Raw genomic sequence first — 23,367 nt, 5'->3', positions numbered from 1 at the left:
TCACTGGCTTATACACAAACAAAATTACGAGGATTTACATATGAAAACAATAGTAATGACAGGCGGCGGTACAGCTGGTCATGTCACTCCAAATTTAGCTCTTGTTCCTTATTTAAAGCAAGAAGGCTATGAGATATTCTACATTGGTTCCTATAATGGAATCGAAAAAAAGATGGTTGAAAACGCCGGTATTACCTATTATGGTATTTCTTCCGGAAAACTTCGTCGCTATCATGATTGGAAGAATTTTACCGATCCATTTCGTGTTATTAAGGGATTTTCAGAGGCCAATCAGCTTCTAAAGCATCTTAAGCCTGATGTGGTATTTTCAAAGGGTGGTTTCGTTTCTGTCCCTGTTGTTATGGCTGCCGGTCGTCAGCACATCCCAGCCATCATCCATGAATCAGATATGACTCCAGGTCTTGCAAACAAGCTTGCTATCCCTTTTGCTACCAAGGTTTGCTGCAATTTCCCTGAAACCATGAATTATCTTCCTGAGGGCAAAGCTGTTCACACTGGTTCTCCTATTCGTCAGGAGCTTTTCAGTGGTAATAAGGAAGCTGGTCTTTTGTTCTGTGGCTTCACTTCCGACAAGCCTGTTATGCTTATTATGGGTGGAAGCATCGGCTCTCGCTTCATTAATAATGCTGTTTGGGATTCTCTTGATACTCTTCTTGAGAAGTTCCAGATTGTGCACCTTGTTGGTAAAGGAAATATCAACAATGAGCTCATTGGTAAAGCTGGTTATCAACAGTATGAATTTATTAGTGAACAGCTTAACGACATTTTTGCTATGACAGATATTATGATTAGCCGCGCAGGTGCTAATTCAATCAGCGAGATTCTTGCACTTAAGATTCCTAACATCCTGATTCCACTTTCAGCCAAGGCAAGCCGTGGCGATCAGATTCTTAACGCAGAAAGCTATGAGAAGCAGGGATTTTCAACTGTACTTCAAGAGGAAACTCTTACATCGAATTTACTTATTTCAAGCGTACAGGATGTATATGCTCGTCGCGACGAAATAAAAGAAAAAATGGCATCCAGCAAATTACTGGACGCCAATAAAGTTATTATGGATTTAATTAAAAGCTCAGCTTCTTAACTATTTCTGCTGTTTCAGCATCGCTAACTGTCAGGTGATCCCATTCTTTGATGGCTCCATCACCAGCAGTTCTAGGAATAACATGTACATGATAATGGTGAACTGTCTGTCCGGCAGCTTCACCATTATTTTGTAAGATGTTAATGCCATCACAGCCCAATTCCTTAATCATCTTATTTGCAATCTTCTTTGCAAGAGGAAGTACCTTTGCAGCCACCTCATCATCAATCTCAAAGATATTAGCAAAATGATTCTTAGGTAAAATAAGTGCATGTCCCTTTGTAGCAGGGGATGCATCAAGAATCACCTTGAAATCATCATCCTCGTAAATAGAGTTTGTTGGAATATCTCCATTCGCAAGCTTACAGAAAATACAATTGTTGTCCTTCATTACATTATCCTCCATTTATTTAATTGAATGTAAATATCTCATCAAGGGTTCTAAGGGTTCTAAAATTACCCTTAGCCGTCATATCTCCAACTGAGAAAGCTCTTTGGAAGGTCTCTCTTCCGGCCACTATGTTATCCATTATATTGCCATTGAGCTTCATATAGACATCGATGTTGTCTTCTTTACCATAGTGACAATCCATCTGGTCTCCTGAAACTCCAAGGAAAAGTGGTTTATCTTTGCCGTCAATCATAAAGAGATACTTTGCAGCAAATTCTGGATTTCCCTTAAAGTGAATCTCAAAATCGTTTATATATTCGTTTGTGCCATCTTCCTGCTTTTTGCCCATCATATCCCTGAACATGCTGGTAAGATCTGCAATATCTGCCTTCTGAGTCTGAACATATTCATCATCAGAAACAAATTTTGAAAGCTGCTCCGTCTCCTGTGGAGAAAGCTCCAGCTGCTGCGTGCGTAATATACTTCTGGTAACTGCCTGATTACTGGTAGGCAATCCCTTTGTATGCTGGGAAATAGTCCTGTAAAGGGTCTCCACTTTCTTTTCTATAATGTGGGCATACTCGGAATTCTCTCTAAACTCCTTTACATCCTCCACATACCCGCAAAAACCTGAGCATGGTAATCCGCCAAGAATCTCCCATGCATTCTCAAGTGTAACCATGGCTTCACGTTCACCATATGTGGTGGACATAACCACTGGCTGCATGTATGTGGTGGCAAGAGCGGTTTTATCAGCATAGAGCCAGCACGCATCCAAAAACTGATTCATGTATCCGCCAATTCCCAACCATTCTACTGTGGTGGCAAGAATAATTCCATCTGCATCCTTCATAGTCTGTGGAAGCATGGAGATTGTATTTTTCTGCTCGTAGATTTTGTAAAGATGAACCTCTACCTGAAGCTCGGTAAGCACCTGCTCCATCTTGTTGATTACATAAAGTGTAGGGTCCTCAAGTAGACCTCTACCGCCATAGTAAATGTTTACCTTCATAATCGCCCCCCGCGAACCTTCTCTCCCTTAATTTTAAGTATAGGGATTTTCCTCTTCAAAATCAACGGAACCCTTATTTCTTAAATTTCTAATGAGAGTAGGGATTCCGTAACTGATGAATGTAAAAACAATACCTGCTAGCAACCCTCCAAGATGCCCCACATTATCCGTGCCAGCTGTAGCAAATCCAAAATATAACGTAAGCAGCGCCATAAAAATCATTCTTTTTGTGCTGATTCCACTGTATTTTCCCTTATTTACAATTACAACGATTATCATTCCACCAACTATGCCAAATATCGCTCCGGAAGCTCCTGCGACGATATCATTCTTTCCCACCAGGCACATATAGAAGAACGACAAAAAGGAACCTGCCAGACCGGAGCCTAAGTAGATTCCCACATATCTTGTGGTACCTACTGCACGTTCAAAAATCTGCCCCAAAAGGAATAGAAGAAGCATGTTGTTAGCCAAATGATCTATTCCAAAGTGCATAAATGTAGCCGTAAACAGGCGATACCACTCATGATTATATAAAACGAGATACGGATTCATGGCACCATTTAGAAGCATAAAGGTGCCGTCCTCTGTATCTCCCATGAATTCCAGCACAAGAAAGACAATTATATTAATTGCCACTAATAAAAATGTAACTGGACCGTTTTTTGGATTTATAAAATCTTCTTTATTACTTTTCACACTACGCAAGCATTTCCTGTGGCATTCTGCTGAGCAACTGGCTCATAGCCACCTTATGCTTATCCTCCATCTCTGTAAGTGGAAGTCTAAGACTACCTACATTAAATCCTAACATATTCATAGTGGATTTAACAGGGATAGGATTTACCTCGCAGAAAAGCGCATCTACAAGCTCGAGGTAATCAAGCTGAAGTCTGCGAGCCTTATCTTCATTGCCCTCTAAGTAAGACATAACCATGTCATGTGTGCCCTTTGGTGCAACGTTTGATAATACTGAAATAACACCAACACCGCCAAGTGAAAGGATTGGTACAATCTGGTCGTCATTTCCTGCGTAAATATCAAGACATCCACGACAAAGGCTGGCAAGCTTTGTAATCTGTGAAATGTTTCCACTTGCCTCCTTAATACCTACGATGTTTCTAAACTCAAGAGCAAGCTTTAAGGCTGTCTCTGGAAGGATATTACATCCTGTACGGCTAGGTACGTTGTACATAATGATAGGAAGGTCAATTTCCTTAGCGATTGTAGAGTAATGCTGGTATAAGCCCTCCTGTGTAGCCTTGTTATAGAAAGGTGTAACTATAAGAAGTCCATCAGCACCGAGTGCCTCAATCTTCTTAGATAAATCGATAACAAGACGTGTGCTGTTAGCACCAGAACCTGCAATTACAGGAACGCGATGATTTACGCGCTTTACAGTATATTCCACTACTGAAAGCTTCTCCTCCTCGCTCATGGTAGCAGCTTCACCTGTAGTGCCGCATACAATAATTGCATCTGTGCCGCCTTCAATCTGTCTATCAATAAGAGTTCCAAGCATGTCATAATTTACGGTCTCATCTTCATTGAATGGAGTGATTAATGCTACTCCTGCGCCCTTAAATAATGTCATTGCCGTCCTCCTTAATAATCTCTGCAATAAGCTCTCTCTCATCCATATGGTGCTTTACACCCTTGATTTCCTGATAGTCCTCGTGGCCCTTACCTGCAAGAACTACAATATCTCCCTCTTTTGCATTTACGAGGCAATAACGAATAGCCTCCTTGCGGTCTGGGATTGTAACATAATCGCCGTCAGCCTTCTTAACACCTGTAAGGATGTCATTGATGATATCCATAGGCTCCTCATTACGAGGGTTGTCTGAAGTGATAACTGTAAGATCAGCAAGCTTTGAGCTTACCTCACCCATCTCAAAACGACGGCTCTTAGCGCGGTTTCCACCGCAACCAAACATGCACACAAGTCTGCCTGGCTCATAAGCCTTAAGAGTTGTAAGAAGGCTCTCAAGCGCCATCGCATTGTGAGCATAATCAATCATAACTGTAAACTTCTTTGATACTGGTACAAGCTCGATACGTCCCTTTACATGTACGTCCTTAAGAGCTGCCTTAATCTTGTCCTCAGTTACACCAAACTGCTTGCAAATGGCTACTGCAGTAAGTGAATTATAAACAGAGAATGTACCTGGTACATTTACCTCTACTGTCATATCTTCCTTACCTGTGATGTGGTAGCGAACTCCAAGAGCACCGTGCTCATTAAGAAGCTCAACATTCTCAGCAATAAGGTCGTTTTCCTTGCCGTAGCCATACTTAATAACCTCACAAGTGTGACCCTTTAAGATACCTTCGATATGCTCGCTATCGCCATTGAAGATACCTGTCTTACACTGTTGGAAAAGAAGACTCTTGCAGTGCATATAATCCTCGAAATCCTTGTGCTCGTTATCACCGATGTGATCTGGCTCAAGGTTTGTAAATACACCAATATCAAATGTAAATCCTGATACTCTATGAAGCATAAGAGCCTGTGAGCTTACTTCCATAACAACTGCATCAAGTCCAGCCTCTACCATCTGAGCAAAAAGCTCCTGTACACGGTAAGACTCTGGTGTAGTGTTCACAGCTGGAATGCGCTCCTCACCAACGATTGACTCGATTGTGCCGATAAGGCCTGTCTTAATACCAGCTTTTTCAAGGATAGACTTTACCATGTATGTAGTTGTAGTCTTTCCCTTTGTACCTGTGATACCAATTGTCTTAAGCTTTTCAGCTGGATGACCAAAGTATGCTGCTGATGTGAAAGCAAGTGCCTGGCGGCTGTTCTTTACCTTAATATATGTAACGCCATCAACTGGCTCTACGTCCTTTTCGATGATGATAACGCTGGCACCCTTGTCGATTACATCTGGGATGAAATCGTGTGCGTCTCTAACTGTACCTGAGATACAGACGAATACGCTACCCTTCTCTACTTTTCTTGAATCATATGTAAGTGTGCTGATTTCACGATCAAGCTCACCTGCATAAAGCTCATAATCTAATCTATCTAATAAATCTACTAATTTCATTTTAAACCTCGATTTCTCCGTTAAATACCTCAGTTGCTGGTCCTGTCATGAATACGTGATTTGTCGCGCGGTCGTATTCGATAGTTAAATCTCCACCTCTAAGATGCACAAGGACCTTGTCCTCAGTCTTTCCATTTAAGATACAAGCCATAACAGTGGCGCAAGTACCTGTGCCGCATGCCCAGGTCTCGGCACTGCCTCGCTCCCACACTCGCATATTTGCTTCAGTTCTAGAAAGTACCTGAACAAACTCTGTGTTTGTACGCTTAGGGAATCTCTCGTGATTCTCAAACTGTGGGCCATACTTTTCAAGTTCGAAATGCTCTGTATCATCTACAAACACAACTGCATGTGGGTTTCCCATAGAAACGCAGGTCATATTCCATGTCTTTCCACCAACCTCGATTGGAGCATCGATAACCTTATCTCCATCGTAGACTACTGGAATCTGTGATGGTTCAAGAATTGGTTCGCCCATATCTACACGAACCTGCTGCACCTTACCATTCTCTACATATAATGTGAGATATTTGATGCCAGCGCCTGACTCCACTGAAATCTCAGTCTTGTCTGTAAGCTTGTGGTCGTAAACATATTTTGCTACGCAGCGGATGCCGTTTCCGCACATCTCAGCCTCTGAGCCGTCTGCGTTGTATATTCTCATTCTGAAATCTGCTATATCAGAAGGTCCAATCGTGATAAGTCCATCTGAACCAATTCCGAAATGTCTGTCACTAACTTTAATAGAAACTTCTGCTGGGTTTTCAACCTTCTCTTCAAAGAGATTTACATATACGTAGTCATTACCGCAGCCGTGCATTTTTGTAAATTTCATATCTGTCCTTTCGAATCCAGTCGATAGTTCTTTTACTATAATTTGAGTATACACCGCACTTTCTAATGAGATAATGTCAGTTAGTGTTTAAAATATTGCAAATAGTGCTCTTGAGATTTATACTCAAGCTAGGATAATACTATGAACTTGTTATGGAAAGGTGAACACTATGACCGAATATAGCAAAAAAGGTTACCTATATTCCAACTTTAAAATTTTTCATTTGTCAGATTCGAACCTAGGTGAAATAGATTTCCATTATCATGATTTCCATAAGGTTTTAATTCATTTATCTGGAAATACTTCCTATTCCATAGAAGGTCAGAATTTCGATTTGCAGGTTAACGATATAGTCTTTGTAAACGCAGGCGAAGTTCACCGTCCTATTTTTCATGACAACTCCACCTATGAGCGAATCATCATCTATATATCTAAGGAATTTTTGGATGAATATAGTAAAGAGGAAAATGATTTGTCTTATTGCTTTAGAAATGCAATGGAAAATAACTCTCATGTTTTGCGTTTGAGATCTTTTAAAAATTCACCTGTAGCTTCTGCTGTAAATGCTTTGATTAATAATCTTGGTAAGGATGCTTATGCTAATGAGTTTTTCATGCAAGTTCTTTTCTTAGAGTTTATGGTTCAACTAAATCGTGCAGCCATCAGCGACGAGGTAGAATATATCTCCACAAGTTACTCTGGTACAAAGATTAATTCAATTATTCAATATATCAATGAAAATCTTACGGGTGATTTGTCTGTCGAAACTATCGCCACCCAGTTTTATCTTTCCCGCTACTATCTTATGCACACCTTCAAGGATGAGACTGGCTACACGATTGGAAACTACATAACCATGAAGCGTCTTTCCGCTGCCCAGGCTCTAATTGATGCCGGCACCTCTATCGTCGATGCCAGTGAACAGGCTGGCTTTGGAACATACTCCACCTTCCTTAGGGCATACAAAAAGACCTATGGCACCAGCCCTCGTAAAAAGGCTGAGTCACAGGCCTCGCTGTCATTTTAATTTATCGCTATATAGTCTTCGTACAGGCTCAAATTCTGCTCTTTAGGATATGCTATTAGAACATATATTATTTTATTATTAGGCTTATCCATTAGGGCATATTCATGAATATCTGCTTTATCATTTTCATCCATAATATCTTCCGGAAGACCCGTTATTGCCCCTGCACGTAAAACATAGGCAGGATAATTATAGCTTGAGTCATCATATGTAGCACACATATACTCCTCATCTTTTAATCTGTCTTCTTCTGTCTTATAATCGCCCTCAGAGTATACTGCTTCTAAAACTACAAGTACTTTTTCGTCATCACTTCTATATACAAATGAACCATCTTTTAGATTACTTATATCATTTGGGAAAATCGCTAGTCCAGAAATACCATCACACGCATTTTGCAATTCCACTAAATTGTATGCGCTCAATCCATGAACAGCGCTATTTCCTTTATGCAATGGCACTTCATATATGTTATAAGCAGTGCTGTTTTCATATGTTGTATTAAAATAGCTACCATTTTCTAGTGTCAAGCTTTCCTCGTAATCTGTAGGTAAATACTCCTTAGGAATCTTTTTTAGACTTTTCACAGAACTCTTATAAGCAACATAAATATAAGCAATACTGTCATCACCTAAATCCAGCGCATACTCATAAGAATAGTCATTATGATCAATTGCTATATAGGGAGGATAGTTAAATCTGTCTGTATTTTCCTTTTTAAGTGTCTTATTCCTATCATCATACTGAGTGTATGTCCTTTTCAATGTGTTAAGCCTAGTTATTTCGCTTTCATAGTCCTCATCACTATACTGACATTTTAAATACACTTCATAGGTAGGATCATCCCATGTGTCCTGAAAAGAATTATAAAATTCTGGCTTAGTATCCTGCTCAAATGCACTGGTAGGAATTTCTTTAGGAAATGTTATGAATTCTGTCCTGGCCTTTCCATATTCACGAGTTAGATTCTCTTCCATTGTCTGCTCATATTTTTCAACGTCCTTAGTTACCTTTGGTGGACCTCCAAAAAAGAACAATAAGATAAATATAAAGATAACAGCTAGTACTGTGATAATGCCAATAACTAATCCACCTATAATACCTATTGCAATTTTTGTACCTTTCTTCTGTAACATTTCATTCTCCTTTTAACTGCTCATTGATATAACAAATACCCACAGGATAAACAGCAAAAAAGCCATTATTGGAATTCCTGCACCTATGGCCATACCAATTACATAATGTTTATATCTCTTTATTCCCTTTACAAAAGCAGCTTCATTTTTCTCTATCTGGGCTTTTTCTTCAACATTCTCTAGTTTCAATTCACTAAGCCTTTTTCTACAAGATTCACAGCTTTCCAAATGAATCTGCACCGCCTCATTAACATCTTCAGACAATATTTCATCCATATATGAAGGCAGCAAATCCTCTATTATTTTGCATGGTATATTATTCTTTTCCATCAAATTACCCCGTTTGTCATAATGTAAGTGAACACTACTAATCCAATTATCACAACAGCTAAATATCCTAAAACTATTAATATCATTTTTCCTATGCTGTTAATTCTGAATTTTTTCTTGTAAGGCATAGGCTGATTTTTAATACTCACCTCTTCAATCATTGCCTCGTACAGCTCTCTGCATTCATCACAGCTTCTAAAATGCTCTTCTATAAATTGATTGGTCTGGCTTGATGTTTTCTTTTCAATATAACTTGGAAGAAGATCATTAACTAATTCACATTCAAATTTACTCATAGCTATTCATCTCCTTTCCTAGTTTTGCCTTTCCTCGATAAAAAGTAACACGAGCCCAGTTTTCTGTTTTATCCAAAAGCTCTCCTATTTCTTTGAATGACATCTCACCGGTCAATCTAAATAACATTACATCCTTTGTCTGGCTATCAAGCTTTTCAATACTTTCATACATGGCTCTGTTGGTCTCTTCCCTGATGTACATTTCTTCCACCAGTTCACCTGCTGAAATATTCATAACCTCGTCAAGCGGAACCTGCTTATATTTATTTGATTTATCTAGATACTGCCAAAATGTGTACTTTGCAATCTGACAAAGCCAGGTGGAAACCTTGCAGTCACCTCGAAAACTTTCTATATTTTTGATTGCTCTATAAAAGGTATCCTGAGTCAAATCCTCGGCTAAATCTTTGTTACCATTTGTCAGTGTAAGAAGGTAGCCTAACACGAGCGGATAATAATCTTCACATATTTTCTTTATATTCAAGCTGTGGCTCCTCCTTTCTTACTCACTTTTTCGATTCTACTATATTAGTCCCCTTTTTTCTGTATTCGTTACATTTTTTTGCAAAAAAAATTTGAGGCCATTTCTGACCTCAAATTTCACATCCTGGTAATCTCTATTTTTCCTGTTCAAAAATTGCTTTCTTATTTTTGTCCAATGCTTTTTTTAGGATAAAACCAAGTATACACACGCTGATAACTTCGCCAATACCAACTGTAACTACGAGGAACCAGTATGCATCCTCAACCATATAAGCATAACGAAGAACAAATGGTACAATAGCCATGTTCGCTATTACTGGTGGCAATGTAAAAATAAACTTTGTCTTTCTAAGGAAATATGTTCCAAAAGCTCCGATAAGTGTTGCCAAGCTTCCGAAAATAATATCCCAAATTACACAACCATTTATAATATTTGAAATAAGACATCCTACAAACAATCCTGGGATTGCTGCTGGTGTGAAGATAGGCAAAATGCAAAGTGCCTCTGAAAATCTAACCTGAATGGCACCATTTGCAAGACCAAGTACGTTTGCAACCCATGTAAGTACCACATAAAGTGCTGCAATCATAGCACCCTGTGTAATTAACAAAATCTTATTTCTACTTTTGTTCTCGTTACTATTCAATTTCTTATACTCCTATCTGTTCAATTTCATCGATAATACTTCCGATGTAATCGATTGTATCAAGAAGCGCTGCATCTGTTGTCACGTCAACACCAGCCATCTTTGCAAACTCTACTGGTGTAACTGTGCCTCCTGCTGCAAGTGTCTTCTTCCAATCTTCGACTGCAGGCTGACCCTCCTTGCGGATTCTCTTCATAACCTGTGTCGCGATAGTAAGACTAGCACTATAGCTGTAAGAATACAAGCCCATATAATAATGTGGCTGTCTCATCCATGTAAGCTCACAGCCCTCAGTGAGCTCTACTTCGTCGCCCCAGAACTTTTTAAGGACGTTTTTATAGATTTCATTTAATGTCTCAGCTGGCACTGCTTCACCCTTATCAACCAGCTTATAAACCTCACGCTGATAAGCAGCCTCAAGAAGATGAGTAACAAAGTTGTGATAGTAAGTATTTGAAATCTGAGCTGAAAGAACCCATCTGCGGAAGCGCTTGTCATCGCCACTCTTTTCCTTAAGGTACTCTGCCATAAGGAGCTCATTGATAGTAGAAGGCGCCTCAACAACATAGTTTGAAACCTCTACATCAAGTGCACTCTGGGCCTTGCCGCAGGCTGCAAAATGTCCTGCATGACCAAGCTCATGAGCAAGTGTGAATACATCACTCATTCTGTCGTTCCAAGAAAGAAGGATGTATGAACCCTTTTGATATGGGCTTGCGCAGAAACCACCTGTTGATTTACCGATGTTCTGGGCAAAGTCAACCCATCTCTCCTTATATGCTGTCTCAAGCATTTCCTTATACTCAGGACCCATGATTGAAAGACCATCTATGATGTATTCCTTTGACTTCTCGATAGTAACCTGTGGGTCATAATCAGGATCTAAAGCAATCTTTAAATCAGCATATGTCATCTTATCAAGACCATTAGCCTCTTTTAAAAGTCTTGCATATTTTCTCATGTGAGGTGCAAGCTTCTCCATGATAAGGTCAATCTGACGGTCATACATTTCTCGTGTTACCTTCTGCTCAAAAAGAAGATAATCTAAAACACTATCGTATCTACGTAATTCAGAAATAGTCTTCTCTGTACGAACATGGCTGCCGTATACTGTTGCAGTTGTGTACATGTACTCGCGAATCTTCTTTGAGAATGCATCGAAGGCTGCTCTACGAACCTCTGTATTTCTTTCATACTCGTAGTTATCCTCGAATAATGAATATCCAAGTGGATGCTTTTCACCATTCACCTCAAAATCAGGGAACTGGATGTCTGCAAGCTTGCTTGTCTCGTAGATTGTGTATGGAGCCTGCACTGTCTCACGAAGTGCAGCAAGTGCTGCCTCTGTTTCAGGTGTAAGACGATGTGGACGCTGACGCTCAACATCCTCTAAATAATGCTTTCCAACTGTGGCTGTTTTGATAGCCTCCTCAATTAACTCCTTTGGAGCCTCTGCCAGCTCACTATCTACAAAAGATACTGTGCTAAGAGCCTTTGAAAACTCGCTCATAACAATTGCCTGCTCCTTCTGAGCTTCTGCGTTTGTGTAGTCTACAGATACATTTAACTCTACATAGTTATATAAGTGGTCTGCCATAACATTCCACTGATTGAGCTTATCCAGACATTCATTGATTGCCTTTGCATCTGTAAGCTTACCTTTGTAATTTGATACCATGTCAGCTGTGAGTTTCTTGAAATCCTCAAGCCCTGACATAAGCTCCTCTGATGACTTAAATAGCCTTGATGTATCCCATGTTAATTCAACTGGAACTTCGCTTCTTTTCTTTAATGTCTCTGCCATTTTTCTTCTCCTTATTCTCTATATATTTTAGTTGTCTGTATTGTAAATTTCTGCTACCGCTTTTCTGTTTCCGCCTATGATAATAATCGCTGCTGCAACTGCTATCAGGTTAAATACTAAAATAACTATTCTTGCGTCAACAATCTCTGCTATAGCTCCTGCTATCATCTCACCAACCAGCATTCCACCTGTCATAAGAATAAAGAATACTCCGTTGAATCTTCCCTTCTTCTCATCTGGAACATAATTCTGAGTAGAAGATATTCTAATTGTATAACTTGTCACGCCTGCCAATCCTGCCATAAATGACATAACCATGGCTATCTTTATCGGCATGAAAGGGTATGAACCTTCGAATATACCTATAAATACATATATGAACATCGCAAATGCGAATTTATATTTTACAGGGATTTTCACTTTGTAGTGTATTCCTCCACCTAATGCTCTTCCCACAAAGGCTGCACCAAATACTATAACATATATGTACTCGCCATTTGAAAAATTGCCTTTATAAAATGGTAATAGTAAAACATCCTGTGCACCACATGCCATCATATTAAAAAGAAAATATACCGCAATGGCCAGCAGCCCAGGTTCGCCCTTTAAATATTCCATGCCTTCTTTTATATCTAAAAGCATTCGTTTACCACCACTTAGCTCTTCCTGTGTTTCTGCTTTTCTCTTTTCTATATATTCCTCTTCGTGTCCTATCTGAGTCTCGAAGATAGCCGCGATTAGGAATGTGGCCGCATTCATAACCATAAGTGGTCCAATTCCTACCAAATTATAAATGAATGTTGCAACAGGTACCATTACTACAGTCATAGTTTCAAGCATAGATGAAATTGAATATGCCTTTTGATAATTTCCCTCTGTAATTAATAAAGGATAAAAGCTATCATAAGCAACCATGTATGTGCTTTGTATGGCGCCTAACAAAAAGCATATTACTGCGAAAAGTGGAAAATTGAACATTCCAGAAATAAGCAATATCGCCATAATCAAATACACGCCTGCACTTATAAAATCGAGGGTGTAAATCATCTTTTTTCTGGAAAAACGATCCAATATAGCTCCTGAAATTATTGGTGCAATCAACTGAGGCAGTGTAAACATCACCATATAAACAGCATAAAGCATAGGTGAATTAGTATAATCCAACACCATTAGACTCATAGCAAATCCAACCATTGAGTTTCCCAACATCGAAACTACACTTCCTATGGTAATGATTGTAAAATCTCTGGTCCATAAGGTGTTTTTATTATTCGTTTGATTTGTAATAGTACAGTCCGTCATAAGTCCTCCTATGTAAGCCAGCGTCTCCTTGCGTAAAAAAGCATAAAGAAAACCCCTTGAAGAATAATTACTTCAAGGGGTTGGATTCGTAAATACGATAATGCTATACGCTTCTATTCACACAAAGAGAGCGCACCAATCTTAAAGTAACAAGTGTTCAATTTTTTTGCATTTCCAAAATTTAAAATGCTCATTAGTGCGTCCTCCTTTCTTTTTATTTAATCTGCGTAAAATAATAGCATACTGATTTTTATGCGTCAACATAAAATAATTGTAGATTTTACTTTAGTGTAATAAAAAACGGTTACTCGACTTAGTCGATGTAACCGCTCTTTAAATAATCAATGAATGTCATCACTGTTCCGTTTTCGCTATCAAATAACTCTTTGAAAATGTTCATAATAAAAACCTCCTATAAACTCTTTTCTTATCTGCCTATAGGATAGCACGATTTTCAGATAATTCTACTGACTTAGTGTATAAATTATACAATTTCGGCGTTTAGTTTTTGTATATCTTGCCTAAAGATTGCAATTTTAATATTGCATTCAAATTTTTCACCACTTATAAACAATACTTTTTTATTTTTCTTTCAAATCTTCTGGAATCAAATCCTCTAGCATCTGATTCCATTGTTATTATGAGATTATCACCCAATTCCAATCCGCTCATATCATAGTCATCCAGCTTCTTGAAATTTCTATTTGCATAATCTTCTCTATCTATTAATCCCAAATGTTCCCAATATATAGTCTTTCGCAACCTAACATTTAATATAACAAAATCTGGATATACTACATTTCCATTATTGAGTCGAAAACTTGGCTCATAGCAATATGGAATGCTATATTTTTCGAACAAATCTGCAAGAATCTTTTCTGATTTTGACCTTACGTACTCACCTTTCGCAGTATAAACTCCATTATCTATAGGATATGAATTCTTCCCTCCGCTATGTTCCTCTAGCCACCTTGCTATATATTCTTCATTACTCTCAATCATTGGAACAATCAGGTTTCTTTTACTCGCAGGTTGTTTATCATAAATAGACATTATTTCTATAAGTTCTGTTTTTGGAAGCTCCTTGATAACTCTGGAAAGTATTTTTTGCATAGAAATAAGCTTTTTATTTACAACAGCTTCATAATCTCGCTGTATTATATTTGCATAACCAGATATCTCATCTCTTTTAATATACTTCTTTTTCCCTGTGTCAGAATCATATTTATATAACTGCTCACGTCCATTGCTATAACATGATTGCACATGTATATTTTCCAATCCCTTATATTTTCTCAGGTTTATGTTGGATTTCTCTACTAACTCATTTATATATGACAGATTCTCTATTATTGCCCTCGAATCCTGTATCATTATTCCTCCTCTCTTGTCACCTTAATTTATCCCCTCCATTATACTTTTCTTCTCAATTTCTCTTAAAAAAGCAGTGCTATAATTCTTTCTAGTTTTTTCACTGCCAATATAGCAGTGTAATGCATAGTCTCATCTTTCTGCACTGCCCTCAAAACAGTATTTTGAGCCAATTCCTTTTTTTCTAATTTACAAACAAGCAGTACTTTTTTAACCTATCCTTATCTCATACTGCCATGTAGGCAGTAGAATTACTACAGCACCTTTATAATACTGCTTCAAAAGCAGTACTTTCTATACATTCCCAACATTGCACTGCCAAAACAGCAGTGCTTATGAATTATTTATATTCTTAAACTGCCAAGCACGATTAAATAAACAATTTCTGAGCAGTACTTGGACTACTTTCGAGTTATATATACTACTCAAACATCATATAGACCAACAAAATGAGCAGTGCCATTTTGTTATGCGTAAATAGCACTGCCTTTTGCAACCTACTTTACTTTTTTAATATATCCACCGTGTGTGCACTTGCCCCTAAAAGATCGGCTCTTTCACAGACTGACATCTGGTAATTAATGAACTGTTGGAACTGTTCTTCTGTAAGGGCGTTGACTTCGCGGCGCATGTGATTTGCTGGGCCATCTGGGGAGATAATCTGCATGCGCTCCAAGCCTGCTTCTGCATTAAGACTCTCTATATCTTCTGTTCTCATAAACATGTAAAGGTCATCTTCAGCGGGGCGCACATGAAAGGTTTCATCAAGCTTTCCATCTGCAATGTTTTCTAAGACATGACCTTCCTTAATTCCGTATGTAAGGAATGCGTATTCATTCATGACATATGCGACTAAAATATATCCACCTGGACGGGTAACTCTTTTTGCTTCTGATAAAGCTTTCAGCTGCTCTTCGCGGGTCTTGAGGTGATACATAGGTCCAAAAAGTAATGTGAAGTCAAAACTGTTTTCTTCAAATCTTTTAAGCTTCACTGCATTTCCCTGAAAAGCTTTTACACCTGTGCCCTTTGCCTTGAGCATACCAAGGTTGTGTTTTACAAGTTCTACTGCTGTAACATCATAGCCTTCTTCCCAGAGAGGAATACTATAACCTCCTGTGGCAGCACCAATATCGAGAATCTGGATTTCAGACTTAGACTTGCCAGTTTCCTCGGCAAGTATATCTAAGTACTTGTGGACATATTTCATGGTCACAGTATATTCCATGATTCCATGGCGACTGTTTAAGCGTTTGTCTTCGTTGAATTTGTTGTAGTATTCTTCTAAGTTAGTCATTGGCTCTCCTTAAAAAAGGACCTCATACTTTGTATGAGGTCCCAATAATTAGTAATTTAGTTTTTGGCTTGCTAACGGGAAGACGCAGCCATTTTATATCGCCTTCGGCGATGGGCTGCGTCGTAGCATTAAAAAATCAAAATCAAGTTTTGATTTTATTAATGCCTACCGCAGCACTGTTTGTACTTAAGACCACTTCCACATGGACATGGATCGTTAGGGAAGACTTTCTTCTCCTCGCGCTTCTTTGGTGCACGTGTTGCTGTGTCATCCTTGTTTGTTCCAGTAACCTTAGCTACTTCCTCACGCTCTACCTTCTTCTCGATGCGGATTCTGTAAAGCATTGTAAGTGTATCATTGATGATAGCTGCATTCATTGCATCAAGCATATCGTAGCTTGCTGCCTTGTACTCATCAACTGGGTTACGGTTACCATAAGCCTGAAGACGGATACCCTGACGAAGCTGCTCCATATCATCGATCTCCTCCATCCACTTGCGGTCGATAACACGGAGTAAGATAACTCGCTCAACCTCTCTAAACTGCTCTGGCTGCTCGAATTCCTTTTCCTTAGCATCATACATCTTAAGAGCAATATCTGTAAGAGTGTTCTTCAACTCTTTCTTGTTCTTGATGTTCTGGATAGAAAGCTGTGTCATAACAGGAACTGGAATTACTGGGCAAAGGAGGTGATTAAGCTCCTGAAGCTCCCAAAGTTCCTTCTCCACATCATCTGGAATAGTCTTTTCAATACACTCGTCTACCTTATCGCGAATCATACCAAGAATCTGGTCATGCATATCCTCGCCCATAAGTACTCTATGACGCTGTGCATAAATAAGCTCTCTCTGCTCATTCATAACCTGATCATAATCAAGAAGGTTCTTACGAGCTGAGAAGTTATTTTCCTCAATCTTCTTCTGTGCTTTTTCGATAGCATCTGAAAGCATCTTATGCTTAATCTGCTCACCCTCTGGAACACCAAGAGCGTTGAACATGCTGATAAGTCTCTCTGAACCAAAGAGTCTCATAAGGTCATCTTCAAGTGAAATGAAGAACTGTGACTCACCAACATCTCCCTGACGACCTGAACGTCCACGGAGCTGATTGTCAATACGACGTGATTCATGACGCTCTGTACCGATAATCTTAAGACCACCTGCTGCACGAGCATCCTCATCAAGCTTAATATCAGTACCACGACCTGCCATGTTAGTAGCGATGGTAACGGCACCGTGCTTTCCAGCCTCAGCAACGATTTCAGCTTCCTTCTCATGGAACTTAGCATTTAGTACGTTGTGCTCGATTCCTTCTCTACGAAGAAGCTTTGAAACGTGCTCTGAAATATCAATATCGATAGTACCAACAAGAACAGGCTGACCCTTTTCATGAGCCTTCTTAACCTCTTCTACAACTGCTTTGTACTTCTCGTTCTTTGTCTTATAGACAGCATCATCATGATCGATACGCTGGATAGGACGGTTTGTAGGAACCTCAACAACGTCCATTCCGTAGATATCACGGAACTCCTGCTCCTCTGTAAGAGCTGTACCTGTCATACCAGCCTTCTTGTCGTACTTGTTGAAGAAGTTCTGGAATGTGATGCTTGCAAGAGTCATAGACTCGCGCTTAACCTCAACATGCTCCTTAGCCTCGATAGCCTGATGAAGTCCATCAGAATAACGACGACCTGGCATAATACGGCCAGTGAATGAATCAACAATCATAACCTGACCATCTGAAACAACATAATCCTGATCCTTAAACATAAGGTTGTGAGCACGAAGTGCAAGGATGATGTTGTGCTGAATCTCAAGATTCTCTGGATCTGCAAGGTTTTCAATGTGGAAGAACTGCTCAACCTTTGCAACACCCTCTGCTGTAAGGTTAACTACCTTATCCTTCTCGTCTACGATGAAATCTCCAGTCTCGTTTCTCTCAACGCCCATGATAGCGTCCATCTTAGAGAATTCTGGAAGATCCTCACCACGCTTAAGCTGACGAGCCAAAACGTCGCAAAGCTCATAAAGCTTTGTAGACTTTCCTGACTGTCCAGAAATAATAAGAGGTGTACGTGCCTCATCGATAAGAACTGAATCCACCTCATCGATGATACAGTAATGAAGTCCTCTCTGAACCAAGTCCTTCTCATATACACACATATTGTCACGGAGGTAATCGAAACCAAGCTCGTTGTTTGTGATGTATGTGATATCACAATTGTAAGCTGCCTGACGCTCCTCCTTAGTCATATCATTTAAAACAACACCAACTGTAAGACCAAGGAAACGGTGAACCTCACCCATCCACTCAGCATCACGCTTTGCCAAGTAATCATTTACAGTAACGATGTGAACACCCTTGCCCTCCAAAGCATTCAAATATGCTGGAAGTGTAGATACAAGAGTCTTACCTTCACCAGTACGCATCTCTGCGATACGACCCTGATGGAGGATAATACCACCAATAAGCTGAACTCTAAAGTGCTCCATGCCAAGGGCACGCTTACCTGCCTCACGAACTGTAGCGTATGCCTCTGGAAGGATGTCGTCTAATGTCTCTCCCTTTGCAAGTCTCTCTTTAAATTCAACTGTCTTTCCACGAAGCTCCTCATCTGTAAGAGCCCCCATAGCATCCTTATACGATTCTATCTTATCAACGATAGGCTTAATTCTCTTAAGCTCTCGCTCCGAATGTGTTCCAAATACCTTGTCAATAATGTTCATTACATCTAATCTCCTAACCTAAGGGATTTAAGGTTATAAAATCCCACAAACTGCATCTATTTTAACAGAAAAAGGCTAGTTTCTCAATGATTTGATGAACATCGCTTTACTGAAAAATATAATTAACATTTGCAAAGCTTATTTTATCCATTATCTTCAGTTTTCTAGGGATTTTATAAACTAATGGCTCATTATTCAGGTAGGTCTGATTAGTGGAATTCAAATCTGATAGGTAAAAATCATCCCCCTCCCTAATAATTTTGGCATGATTACTGCTAACAGTTCGCTCACGTAAAACCGCATCATTATTTTTACCACTGCCAATTCTAAATACATCTTTATTCACGAGAAAATCATCCTCCTGGTTCTGCCCGTCGTATACAAGCTTCCCAGTAGGCTTTACATCAGATAATAAAACTGTTCGCTCCTCCAGCTCATAATCAGGATCAATTATGAAATCCTCCCCAACACTTTCATATTCATCTTTGAACTGAATTCTTGTATTTAAAAAGCTTTTTACAGAGTCAAAAAGCCCTGTAAATCTATTAGATTTCTCCCTATTATCTATATCAAATAATTCTGATAAATTTTCTCCCTGCGTAACAAACTCTTCCTGTAAAAATTCATCCTCTTGATTATCATCAAAAGCATATGGATCAATCCTTTCAAGATGTATCTCACTTTCAGGCTCTTTCTCCTGAAGGCTATCTAATATTTCTTCAAAGGTGAAATCATTCTTCAAGCATAAGTCATATGCATTGTATATGTACTCTGCAAGCTCTCGATTATCACTTGGTACAAGCTTTAAAAAGTATTCCATAAGTGCACGAAACTGCTGCTGTACACCTCCTATATCACAAGGATAGTAACAAAGGCTAACCTTAAAACTGTCGTTTGATTTTTCCAGAAAAACTGTCTCCTTGCTAAGAAAAATATGACTTTCCTCTATTAGATATTTACTAATTTCTTCATAAGCCAGCTTGATATTTAGAATCAGTCTTCTAAATACATCCAAGGTGAGATCTCTAGCCTCAAGAAAATCCTCTAAATTTTCCATTCTGCTGATGCAATAGTTATACTGCTGCACTCCATTCACCTTTACTTTTGAAAATTTCAGAAGTGCTGAAATATTATTTTCCTCTATCATTCTTTCTTCATATCCAGAAGAAGCTTCTGCCACTTCCAGTACCATGAAACTTTTATCATGCTGTCGCATATAATTAATTTCCATAATTCACTAATCAAATATGGCATGAATCACGCCAACAACTCCTTCCTTCGTTCTAAACAGGCTCACAGCGTCAAAACCATCTGGCTCATACCTGACATATTCAAGGGCTTCATAAAATAAGTCAAAAGCAATGCCGATTGCCATACCTACTATCAAAATACAAAAACTGAAAATATACGCTGCTTCAACGGTATAACTACCTTTTAGCTTTAACCACATACTGCTATACCTCCAAGTTTTTCCAGCGAAATGATCAGTAGATAACCCATCAATAAAAATGGTACAAAGGGTAACTCCATATCATTTTTTGCCTGATACTTTTTAACCAATATTGTCCCTACAACAGCTGCGAGAATTGAGCTAATCCATAAAAGTGTTAGCGTTCCCCTGAATCCTAGATATATGCCAGTAATAATTATTAATAATGCATCACCCTTACCTATTTTTTCTTTTGACAAATAACTGAATATCAACACTAGACATCCAATCGCGACTCCACCAAAAACACTTGATAGGGAGTGACTTTTACAAAACATATTTATAAGGATTCCTATTATTCCAAATATTATTATCTCAATTACCCTTACCTGTCTTTCCCTTAAATCATCATAGGCCGTAAGAGTATACAAACACACTAATCCAAATGCTTCCATCATTTTTCCTCTAATGCTCACCTGTACATTTACTACAAGGCCTCATTGTATTCTTAACTTCTTCGTATAAGACTTTTCTAATGTTATGTTTTATTTCTTTACAATTAACATCTGTATGCCATGCAGTTCCATACTCTGTTACATACAAAAAACCACCAGCTTTTGTACCTTTACATTTATGACACTGATAATAAATTCCACCACTTTTATTTCTTGCAGAATCTAAATCCTCGGCTGGTAAACGCCTGACTTTCGGATTTAAATATGTGCACATATAGTTCCTGTGATAAGCCTCTCCTTTTTCAGTGATATACACATACTGGGCATCGATAGTATTCTCTGCTTTATCATATCCAACCCATTTCCTACACCTTGCACGCTGGGTTACCTCATAAGTGTAATTACCCAAAAGTCCTATAGGAAATGTCATATCATAATTCACCTTAAGATCTATATAATTTCCCTCTACTGATGATTCTAAAAAATCAAAGCCAGCCACTCCACCATCAATATATTCAATGGGAACTTTGTGCTCCGCAATCTCAACTCCCGCTAAAGATATGGTTGCTATCAACAACCCTGCCTCTGACAATTCACCTGTAAGAGTTGGCTCCTCCGAGGATGCATCCACATCCTTATCTGATTCGCCATTATTTGCCATATTTCCCAGAGTCACAGCCATCCTTCTGCTAGCTGCATCAATAGACTGCTGCACTCCTGACTGAACCTGTAGCATTCTGAAAATAAACATTCCAAAAACCATCAATGTAATAAACAACGGTAAAATCACCGCCGCCTCAATGGTGTAGCTCGCCTTATAAAAGGAGGCATAAAAAGGCATCTCTTTTTTTGTGCGCTGGTGCATAGCGCTATTTTTCTCATGGGAAATAGGTTGACCTTGAATATTGGGTTCATTATCCAAGAAGGGTTGATAGTTACATAGAGACACCTATTTACACCTCCTTCCTATATGTCCTAGTAGGAAATAAATTTGTTTCTAGCAAAATAGTACTGACCTATTTCGCCTTTACTTTCACTTTCTCTTTCAAATAACGACAAAAACATTTCTTTGGCTGAATATGTCATTTCTATATCTGCCGCCCAAACCATATTGTCTACTTTTACATCCTTGTAATCATCAGTTGAATTTAGCGCGTTTTCCATTATATCCAGCGCTCTAGTTGCCAGTTTTTCGTTGGTCCTAAGTGCGAGAAATCCTATAAGATACTCCTTATATCCTGTTCCTTCTCCACAATCACGGGCTTTAAAATTGATATTACAAACATTTGATAAATGCCAAAGGTCTGTTGTCCACTGAGTAAGATTTTTTATAGGTGCTATTTTTCCACCATTCAAAAGCAGTCGAACATCAAGTGTAGCTTCTGCATATGCCCATGCACCAATCACTGCATTGTAAACAGCCTCAATAATAACTGGATTTCCTGTAAAACCTGCCAATGCCTCGGCCATTGATAGCGCCTGTGTATTTAACTCACGAGTTGTTTGGATAGTTATAAAGTTTGCCCCTTCTCTCACAAGAAGAAGCTGCTCCACAACAGAAGCCAAACACTGCGGGTCAGTCTCTTTACCCGAAAGAAGATATTCAACCTCGTAATTCAAACCATCGTGCTCTAGATCATGACCAAAATAGCTGTAATTTGTTATCAGATAATCAAGAAACAGCGCCTTATCCACTAAACTCACACCTTCTTCAAAATCCAAATTCCCTTTAGACAACTGTCGATGAGAAGGCATTTTTTCAAGACTCACACTTACGTCAGATAGTTTTTCCGCATTTGTTACTGTAGCCAAAACTCCCTTTGAAAATGATTCCTTCAAAATATCAAAGGCTTCTAGCGGATTGTCTTCCACTTCTTCGGGCTCTGGGTAATCATCTGGGTTCGTGTCCGGGTTATCATCCTCTGCTGCTGCACGTCTCTTTTCTGCCAACTCTGCTTTTGCATTGTCTAAAGAACTCTTTCCGCTTTTAACCTTTTCTTCTACTGGTATTTTTTCAATACCATTTACGGTATCAATATGATTTTGAATTCCATCTACAACTTGACCAGCCATGCCATCCTTTGCAGCCTGTACACCAAGACCGATAACTCCTTCACCATTCTTATCAGTAAGAAACGCATACTTATTTACTGTGCAGCTTTCTGCAAATAATCTTGCATAATTGAATCCATCAGAAACATCTGCATTATACTTACAATAATCCAGTGTTTTTTCTTCCATAGTCTCAGGACCTTTCAAAGAAGAACCATAGCCTAAATCCACTGCCAAAATCTTATAATTTGTCCAAAGATAGGCATTATATTCTGAAAATGTACTTTCAACTGCTATATCTGTGTATTCCTGCGCAAAGCTTTGCATCTCATAAAGTCTTATGCATTCACTCATGGTAAAAATCAGACACATAACAGAAACCAGTATGAACGTGAAAAACACAGACACTGAGCCTTTAGCCACTATACTCTTTTCGCCTGTGAATTAATTGTCTTAAACAGGCTCTCTACTAAATCATTTAAATTGTCTTTAAAGATAAGGACGATACCAATTAATACCACCAGAATCAGAATCATCTCCACTGTTCCGATTCCATCCTCTTCCTTCCAAAATTCCTGTATTCTATTTTTTGCGTTTATCATTAAATTCTTCATTT

24 protein-coding genes are annotated in these 23,367 nt (G+C 38.8%); 2 read left to right on the top strand and 22 right to left on the bottom strand.

What is annotated here, in order from left to right; all coding sequences use genetic code 11:
- Positions 1-40: 40 nt before the first annotated feature.
- Positions 41-1,105, top strand: coding sequence for an undecaprenyldiphospho-muramoylpentapeptide beta-N-acetylglucosaminyltransferase (locus tag BMZ41_RS05865; RefSeq protein WP_090527609.1), 1,065 nt, complete (start codon positions 41-43; stop codon positions 1,103-1,105).
- Here BMZ41_RS05865 and BMZ41_RS05860 read toward each other — a convergent pair.
- From BMZ41_RS05860 to dapF, 6 genes are read right to left on the bottom strand one after another with little or no spacing between them, the layout of a single operon-like run.
- Complete coding sequence (locus BMZ41_RS05860) at positions 1,086-1,496, bottom strand: HIT family protein (protein WP_090527605.1); 411 nt, start codon at positions 1,494-1,496, stop codon at positions 1,086-1,088. The two genes, BMZ41_RS05865 and BMZ41_RS05860, sit on opposite strands and share 20 nt — an antisense overlap.
- Before the next feature lie 19 nt (positions 1,497-1,515).
- Positions 1,516-2,508 (bottom strand): SCP-2 sterol transfer family protein, encoded by a 993-nt coding sequence (locus BMZ41_RS05855; RefSeq protein WP_090167417.1) that lies wholly within the window; start codon positions 2,506-2,508, stop codon positions 1,516-1,518.
- A 33-nt stretch (positions 2,509-2,541) separates the two neighbouring features.
- Positions 2,542-3,207 (bottom strand): rhomboid family intramembrane serine protease, encoded by a 666-nt coding sequence (locus tag BMZ41_RS05850; protein ID WP_242942016.1) that lies wholly within the window; start codon positions 3,205-3,207, stop codon positions 2,542-2,544.
- A gap of 1 nt (position 3,208) precedes the next feature.
- Entirely contained in the window at positions 3,209-4,102 is an 894-nt protein-coding gene (gene dapA / locus BMZ41_RS05845) for a 4-hydroxy-tetrahydrodipicolinate synthase (protein WP_090167415.1), read from the bottom strand.
- Positions 4,089-5,561 (bottom strand): UDP-N-acetylmuramoyl-L-alanyl-D-glutamate--2,6-diaminopimelate ligase, encoded by a 1,473-nt coding sequence (locus BMZ41_RS05840; RefSeq protein ID WP_090527602.1) that lies wholly within the window; start codon positions 5,559-5,561, stop codon positions 4,089-4,091. The genes dapA and BMZ41_RS05840 overlap by 14 nt, the downstream gene beginning before the upstream one ends.
- A gap of 1 nt (position 5,562) precedes the next feature.
- Positions 5,563-6,396, bottom strand: coding sequence for a diaminopimelate epimerase (gene dapF, locus BMZ41_RS05835; RefSeq protein WP_090527599.1), 834 nt, complete (start codon positions 6,394-6,396; stop codon positions 5,563-5,565).
- Positions 6,397-6,565: 169 nt separating this feature from the next.
- On the opposite strand from dapF, the gene BMZ41_RS05830 reads away from it, so the two are divergent.
- Entirely contained in the window at positions 6,566-7,423 is an 858-nt protein-coding gene (locus tag BMZ41_RS05830) for an AraC family transcriptional regulator (RefSeq protein WP_090167408.1), read from the top strand.
- Here the strand turns inward: BMZ41_RS05830 and BMZ41_RS05825 are convergent.
- The 16 genes from BMZ41_RS05825 to BMZ41_RS05750 form a co-directional block, all read right to left on the bottom strand.
- The gene (locus tag BMZ41_RS05825) at positions 7,420-8,559 is read right to left on the bottom strand and encodes a hypothetical protein (RefSeq protein WP_090167406.1); all 1,140 of its coding nucleotides are present in this window, start codon (positions 8,557-8,559) and stop codon (positions 7,420-7,422) included. The two genes, BMZ41_RS05830 and BMZ41_RS05825, sit on opposite strands and share 4 nt — an antisense overlap.
- Positions 8,560-8,571: 12 nt before the next feature.
- Complete coding sequence (locus BMZ41_RS05820; protein WP_090167405.1) at positions 8,572-8,889, bottom strand: zf-HC2 domain-containing protein; 318 nt, start codon at positions 8,887-8,889, stop codon at positions 8,572-8,574.
- Positions 8,889-9,185 (bottom strand): zf-HC2 domain-containing protein, encoded by a 297-nt coding sequence (locus BMZ41_RS05815; protein ID WP_090167402.1) that lies wholly within the window; start codon positions 9,183-9,185, stop codon positions 8,889-8,891. Before BMZ41_RS05815 ends, BMZ41_RS05820 begins: the two co-directional genes overlap by 1 nt.
- The gene (locus BMZ41_RS05810) at positions 9,178-9,669 is read right to left on the bottom strand and encodes an RNA polymerase sigma factor (protein ID WP_090167400.1); all 492 of its coding nucleotides are present in this window, start codon (positions 9,667-9,669) and stop codon (positions 9,178-9,180) included. Before BMZ41_RS05810 ends, BMZ41_RS05815 begins: the two co-directional genes overlap by 8 nt.
- A gap of 133 nt (positions 9,670-9,802) precedes the next feature.
- Positions 9,803-10,315: a QueT transporter family protein gene (locus BMZ41_RS05805; protein ID WP_255405305.1), complete on the bottom strand. Its 513-nt coding sequence runs from the start codon at positions 10,313-10,315 to the stop codon at positions 9,803-9,805.
- A 4-nt stretch (positions 10,316-10,319) separates the two neighbouring features.
- On the bottom strand, positions 10,320-12,119 hold the full coding sequence (gene pepF / locus BMZ41_RS05800) for an oligoendopeptidase F (RefSeq protein ID WP_090167398.1): 1,800 nt from the start codon (positions 12,117-12,119) through the stop codon (positions 10,320-10,322).
- 27 nt (positions 12,120-12,146) lie between these two features.
- A complete protein-coding gene (locus tag BMZ41_RS05795; protein ID WP_090527596.1) occupies positions 12,147-13,421 on the bottom strand; it encodes an MFS transporter in 1,275 nt (424 codons plus the stop codon).
- Between the two features lie 564 nt (positions 13,422-13,985).
- On the bottom strand, positions 13,986-14,795 hold the full coding sequence (locus BMZ41_RS05790; RefSeq protein ID WP_090167394.1) for a hypothetical protein: 810 nt from the start codon (positions 14,793-14,795) through the stop codon (positions 13,986-13,988).
- Between the two features lie 499 nt (positions 14,796-15,294).
- The gene (locus BMZ41_RS05785; protein WP_090167392.1) at positions 15,295-16,089 is read right to left on the bottom strand and encodes a class I SAM-dependent methyltransferase; all 795 of its coding nucleotides are present in this window, start codon (positions 16,087-16,089) and stop codon (positions 15,295-15,297) included.
- A gap of 158 nt (positions 16,090-16,247) precedes the next feature.
- On the bottom strand, positions 16,248-18,815 hold the full coding sequence (secA, locus tag BMZ41_RS05780; RefSeq protein ID WP_090527594.1) for a preprotein translocase subunit SecA: 2,568 nt from the start codon (positions 18,813-18,815) through the stop codon (positions 16,248-16,250).
- 106 nt (positions 18,816-18,921) lie between these two features.
- Positions 18,922-20,031: a DUF6382 domain-containing protein gene (locus tag BMZ41_RS05775; protein ID WP_177184159.1), complete on the bottom strand. Its 1,110-nt coding sequence runs from the start codon at positions 20,029-20,031 to the stop codon at positions 18,922-18,924.
- Positions 20,032-20,052: 21 nt separating this feature from the next.
- Complete coding sequence (locus BMZ41_RS05770) at positions 20,053-20,265, bottom strand: hypothetical protein (protein WP_090167387.1); 213 nt, start codon at positions 20,263-20,265, stop codon at positions 20,053-20,055.
- The gene (locus BMZ41_RS05765) at positions 20,256-20,702 is read right to left on the bottom strand and encodes a prepilin peptidase (protein ID WP_090527588.1); all 447 of its coding nucleotides are present in this window, start codon (positions 20,700-20,702) and stop codon (positions 20,256-20,258) included. The genes BMZ41_RS05770 and BMZ41_RS05765 overlap by 10 nt, the downstream gene beginning before the upstream one ends.
- Before the next feature lie 7 nt (positions 20,703-20,709).
- Positions 20,710-21,564, bottom strand: coding sequence for a TadE/TadG family type IV pilus assembly protein (locus BMZ41_RS05760; protein ID WP_090167383.1), 855 nt, complete (start codon positions 21,562-21,564; stop codon positions 20,710-20,712).
- Between the two features lie 110 nt (positions 21,565-21,674).
- A complete protein-coding gene (locus BMZ41_RS05755) occupies positions 21,675-23,105 on the bottom strand; it encodes a DUF5702 domain-containing protein (RefSeq protein WP_143071324.1) in 1,431 nt (476 codons plus the stop codon).
- A 68-nt stretch (positions 23,106-23,173) separates the two neighbouring features.
- Positions 23,174-23,365 carry a Flp1 family type IVb pilin gene (locus BMZ41_RS05750; protein ID WP_090167379.1) on the bottom strand — a complete coding sequence of 64 codons (192 nt, stop codon included), beginning with the start codon at positions 23,363-23,365 and terminating at the stop codon, positions 23,174-23,176.
- Positions 23,366-23,367 lie beyond the last annotated feature (2 nt).

Origin of the sequence: Pseudobutyrivibrio sp. UC1225 (genome assembly GCF_900115215.1) — a bacterium.
Classification (GTDB): Bacteria; Bacillota; Clostridia; order Lachnospirales; family Lachnospiraceae; genus Pseudobutyrivibrio.
The sequence above is the reverse complement of the archived record's forward strand: the minus strand, read 5'-3'. Positions and strand labels throughout refer to the sequence as shown.

Coding starts and splice junctions, on each gene's coding strand:
- BMZ41_RS05865 (WP_090527609.1), top strand. CDS start 41: ATGAAAACAATAGTAATGACAGGCGGCGGTACAGCTGGTCATGTCACT.
- BMZ41_RS05860 (WP_090527605.1), bottom strand. CDS start 1,496: ATGAAGGACAACAATTGTATTTTCTGTAAGCTTGCGAATGGAGATATT.
- BMZ41_RS05855 (WP_090167417.1), bottom strand. CDS start 2,508: ATGAAGGTAAACATTTACTATGGCGGTAGAGGTCTACTTGAGGACCCT.
- dapA (WP_090167415.1), bottom strand. CDS start 4,102: ATGACATTATTTAAGGGCGCAGGAGTAGCATTAATCACTCCATTCAAT.
- BMZ41_RS05840 (WP_090527602.1), bottom strand. CDS start 5,561: ATGAAATTAGTAGATTTATTAGATAGATTAGATTATGAGCTTTATGCA.
- dapF (WP_090527599.1), bottom strand. CDS start 6,396: ATGAAATTTACAAAAATGCACGGCTGCGGTAATGACTACGTATATGTA.
- BMZ41_RS05830 (WP_090167408.1), top strand. CDS start 6,566: ATGACCGAATATAGCAAAAAAGGTTACCTATATTCCAACTTTAAAATT.
- BMZ41_RS05825 (WP_090167406.1), bottom strand. CDS start 8,559: ATGTTACAGAAGAAAGGTACAAAAATTGCAATAGGTATTATAGGTGGA.
- BMZ41_RS05820 (WP_090167405.1), bottom strand. CDS start 8,889: ATGGAAAAGAATAATATACCATGCAAAATAATAGAGGATTTGCTGCCT.
- BMZ41_RS05815 (WP_090167402.1), bottom strand. CDS start 9,185: ATGAGTAAATTTGAATGTGAATTAGTTAATGATCTTCTTCCAAGTTAT.
- pepF (WP_090167398.1), bottom strand. CDS start 12,119: ATGGCAGAGACATTAAAGAAAAGAAGCGAAGTTCCAGTTGAATTAACA.
- BMZ41_RS05795 (WP_090527596.1), bottom strand. CDS start 13,421: ATGACGGACTGTACTATTACAAATCAAACGAATAATAAAAACACCTTA.
- BMZ41_RS05790 (WP_090167394.1), bottom strand. CDS start 14,795: ATGATACAGGATTCGAGGGCAATAATAGAGAATCTGTCATATATAAAT.
- BMZ41_RS05785 (WP_090167392.1), bottom strand. CDS start 16,089: ATGACTAACTTAGAAGAATACTACAACAAATTCAACGAAGACAAACGC.
- secA (WP_090527594.1), bottom strand. CDS start 18,815: ATGAACATTATTGACAAGGTATTTGGAACACATTCGGAGCGAGAGCTT.
- BMZ41_RS05775 (WP_177184159.1), bottom strand. CDS start 20,031: ATGCGACAGCATGATAAAAGTTTCATGGTACTGGAAGTGGCAGAAGCT.
- BMZ41_RS05770 (WP_090167387.1), bottom strand. CDS start 20,265: ATGTGGTTAAAGCTAAAAGGTAGTTATACCGTTGAAGCAGCGTATATT.
- BMZ41_RS05765 (WP_090527588.1), bottom strand. CDS start 20,702: ATGATGGAAGCATTTGGATTAGTGTGTTTGTATACTCTTACGGCCTAT.
- BMZ41_RS05760 (WP_090167383.1), bottom strand. CDS start 21,564: ATGCACCAGCGCACAAAAAAAGAGATGCCTTTTTATGCCTCCTTTTAT.
- BMZ41_RS05755 (WP_143071324.1), bottom strand. CDS start 23,105: ATGAGTGAATGCATAAGACTTTATGAGATGCAAAGCTTTGCGCAGGAA.
- BMZ41_RS05750 (WP_090167379.1), bottom strand. CDS start 23,365: ATGAAGAATTTAATGATAAACGCAAAAAATAGAATACAGGAATTTTGG.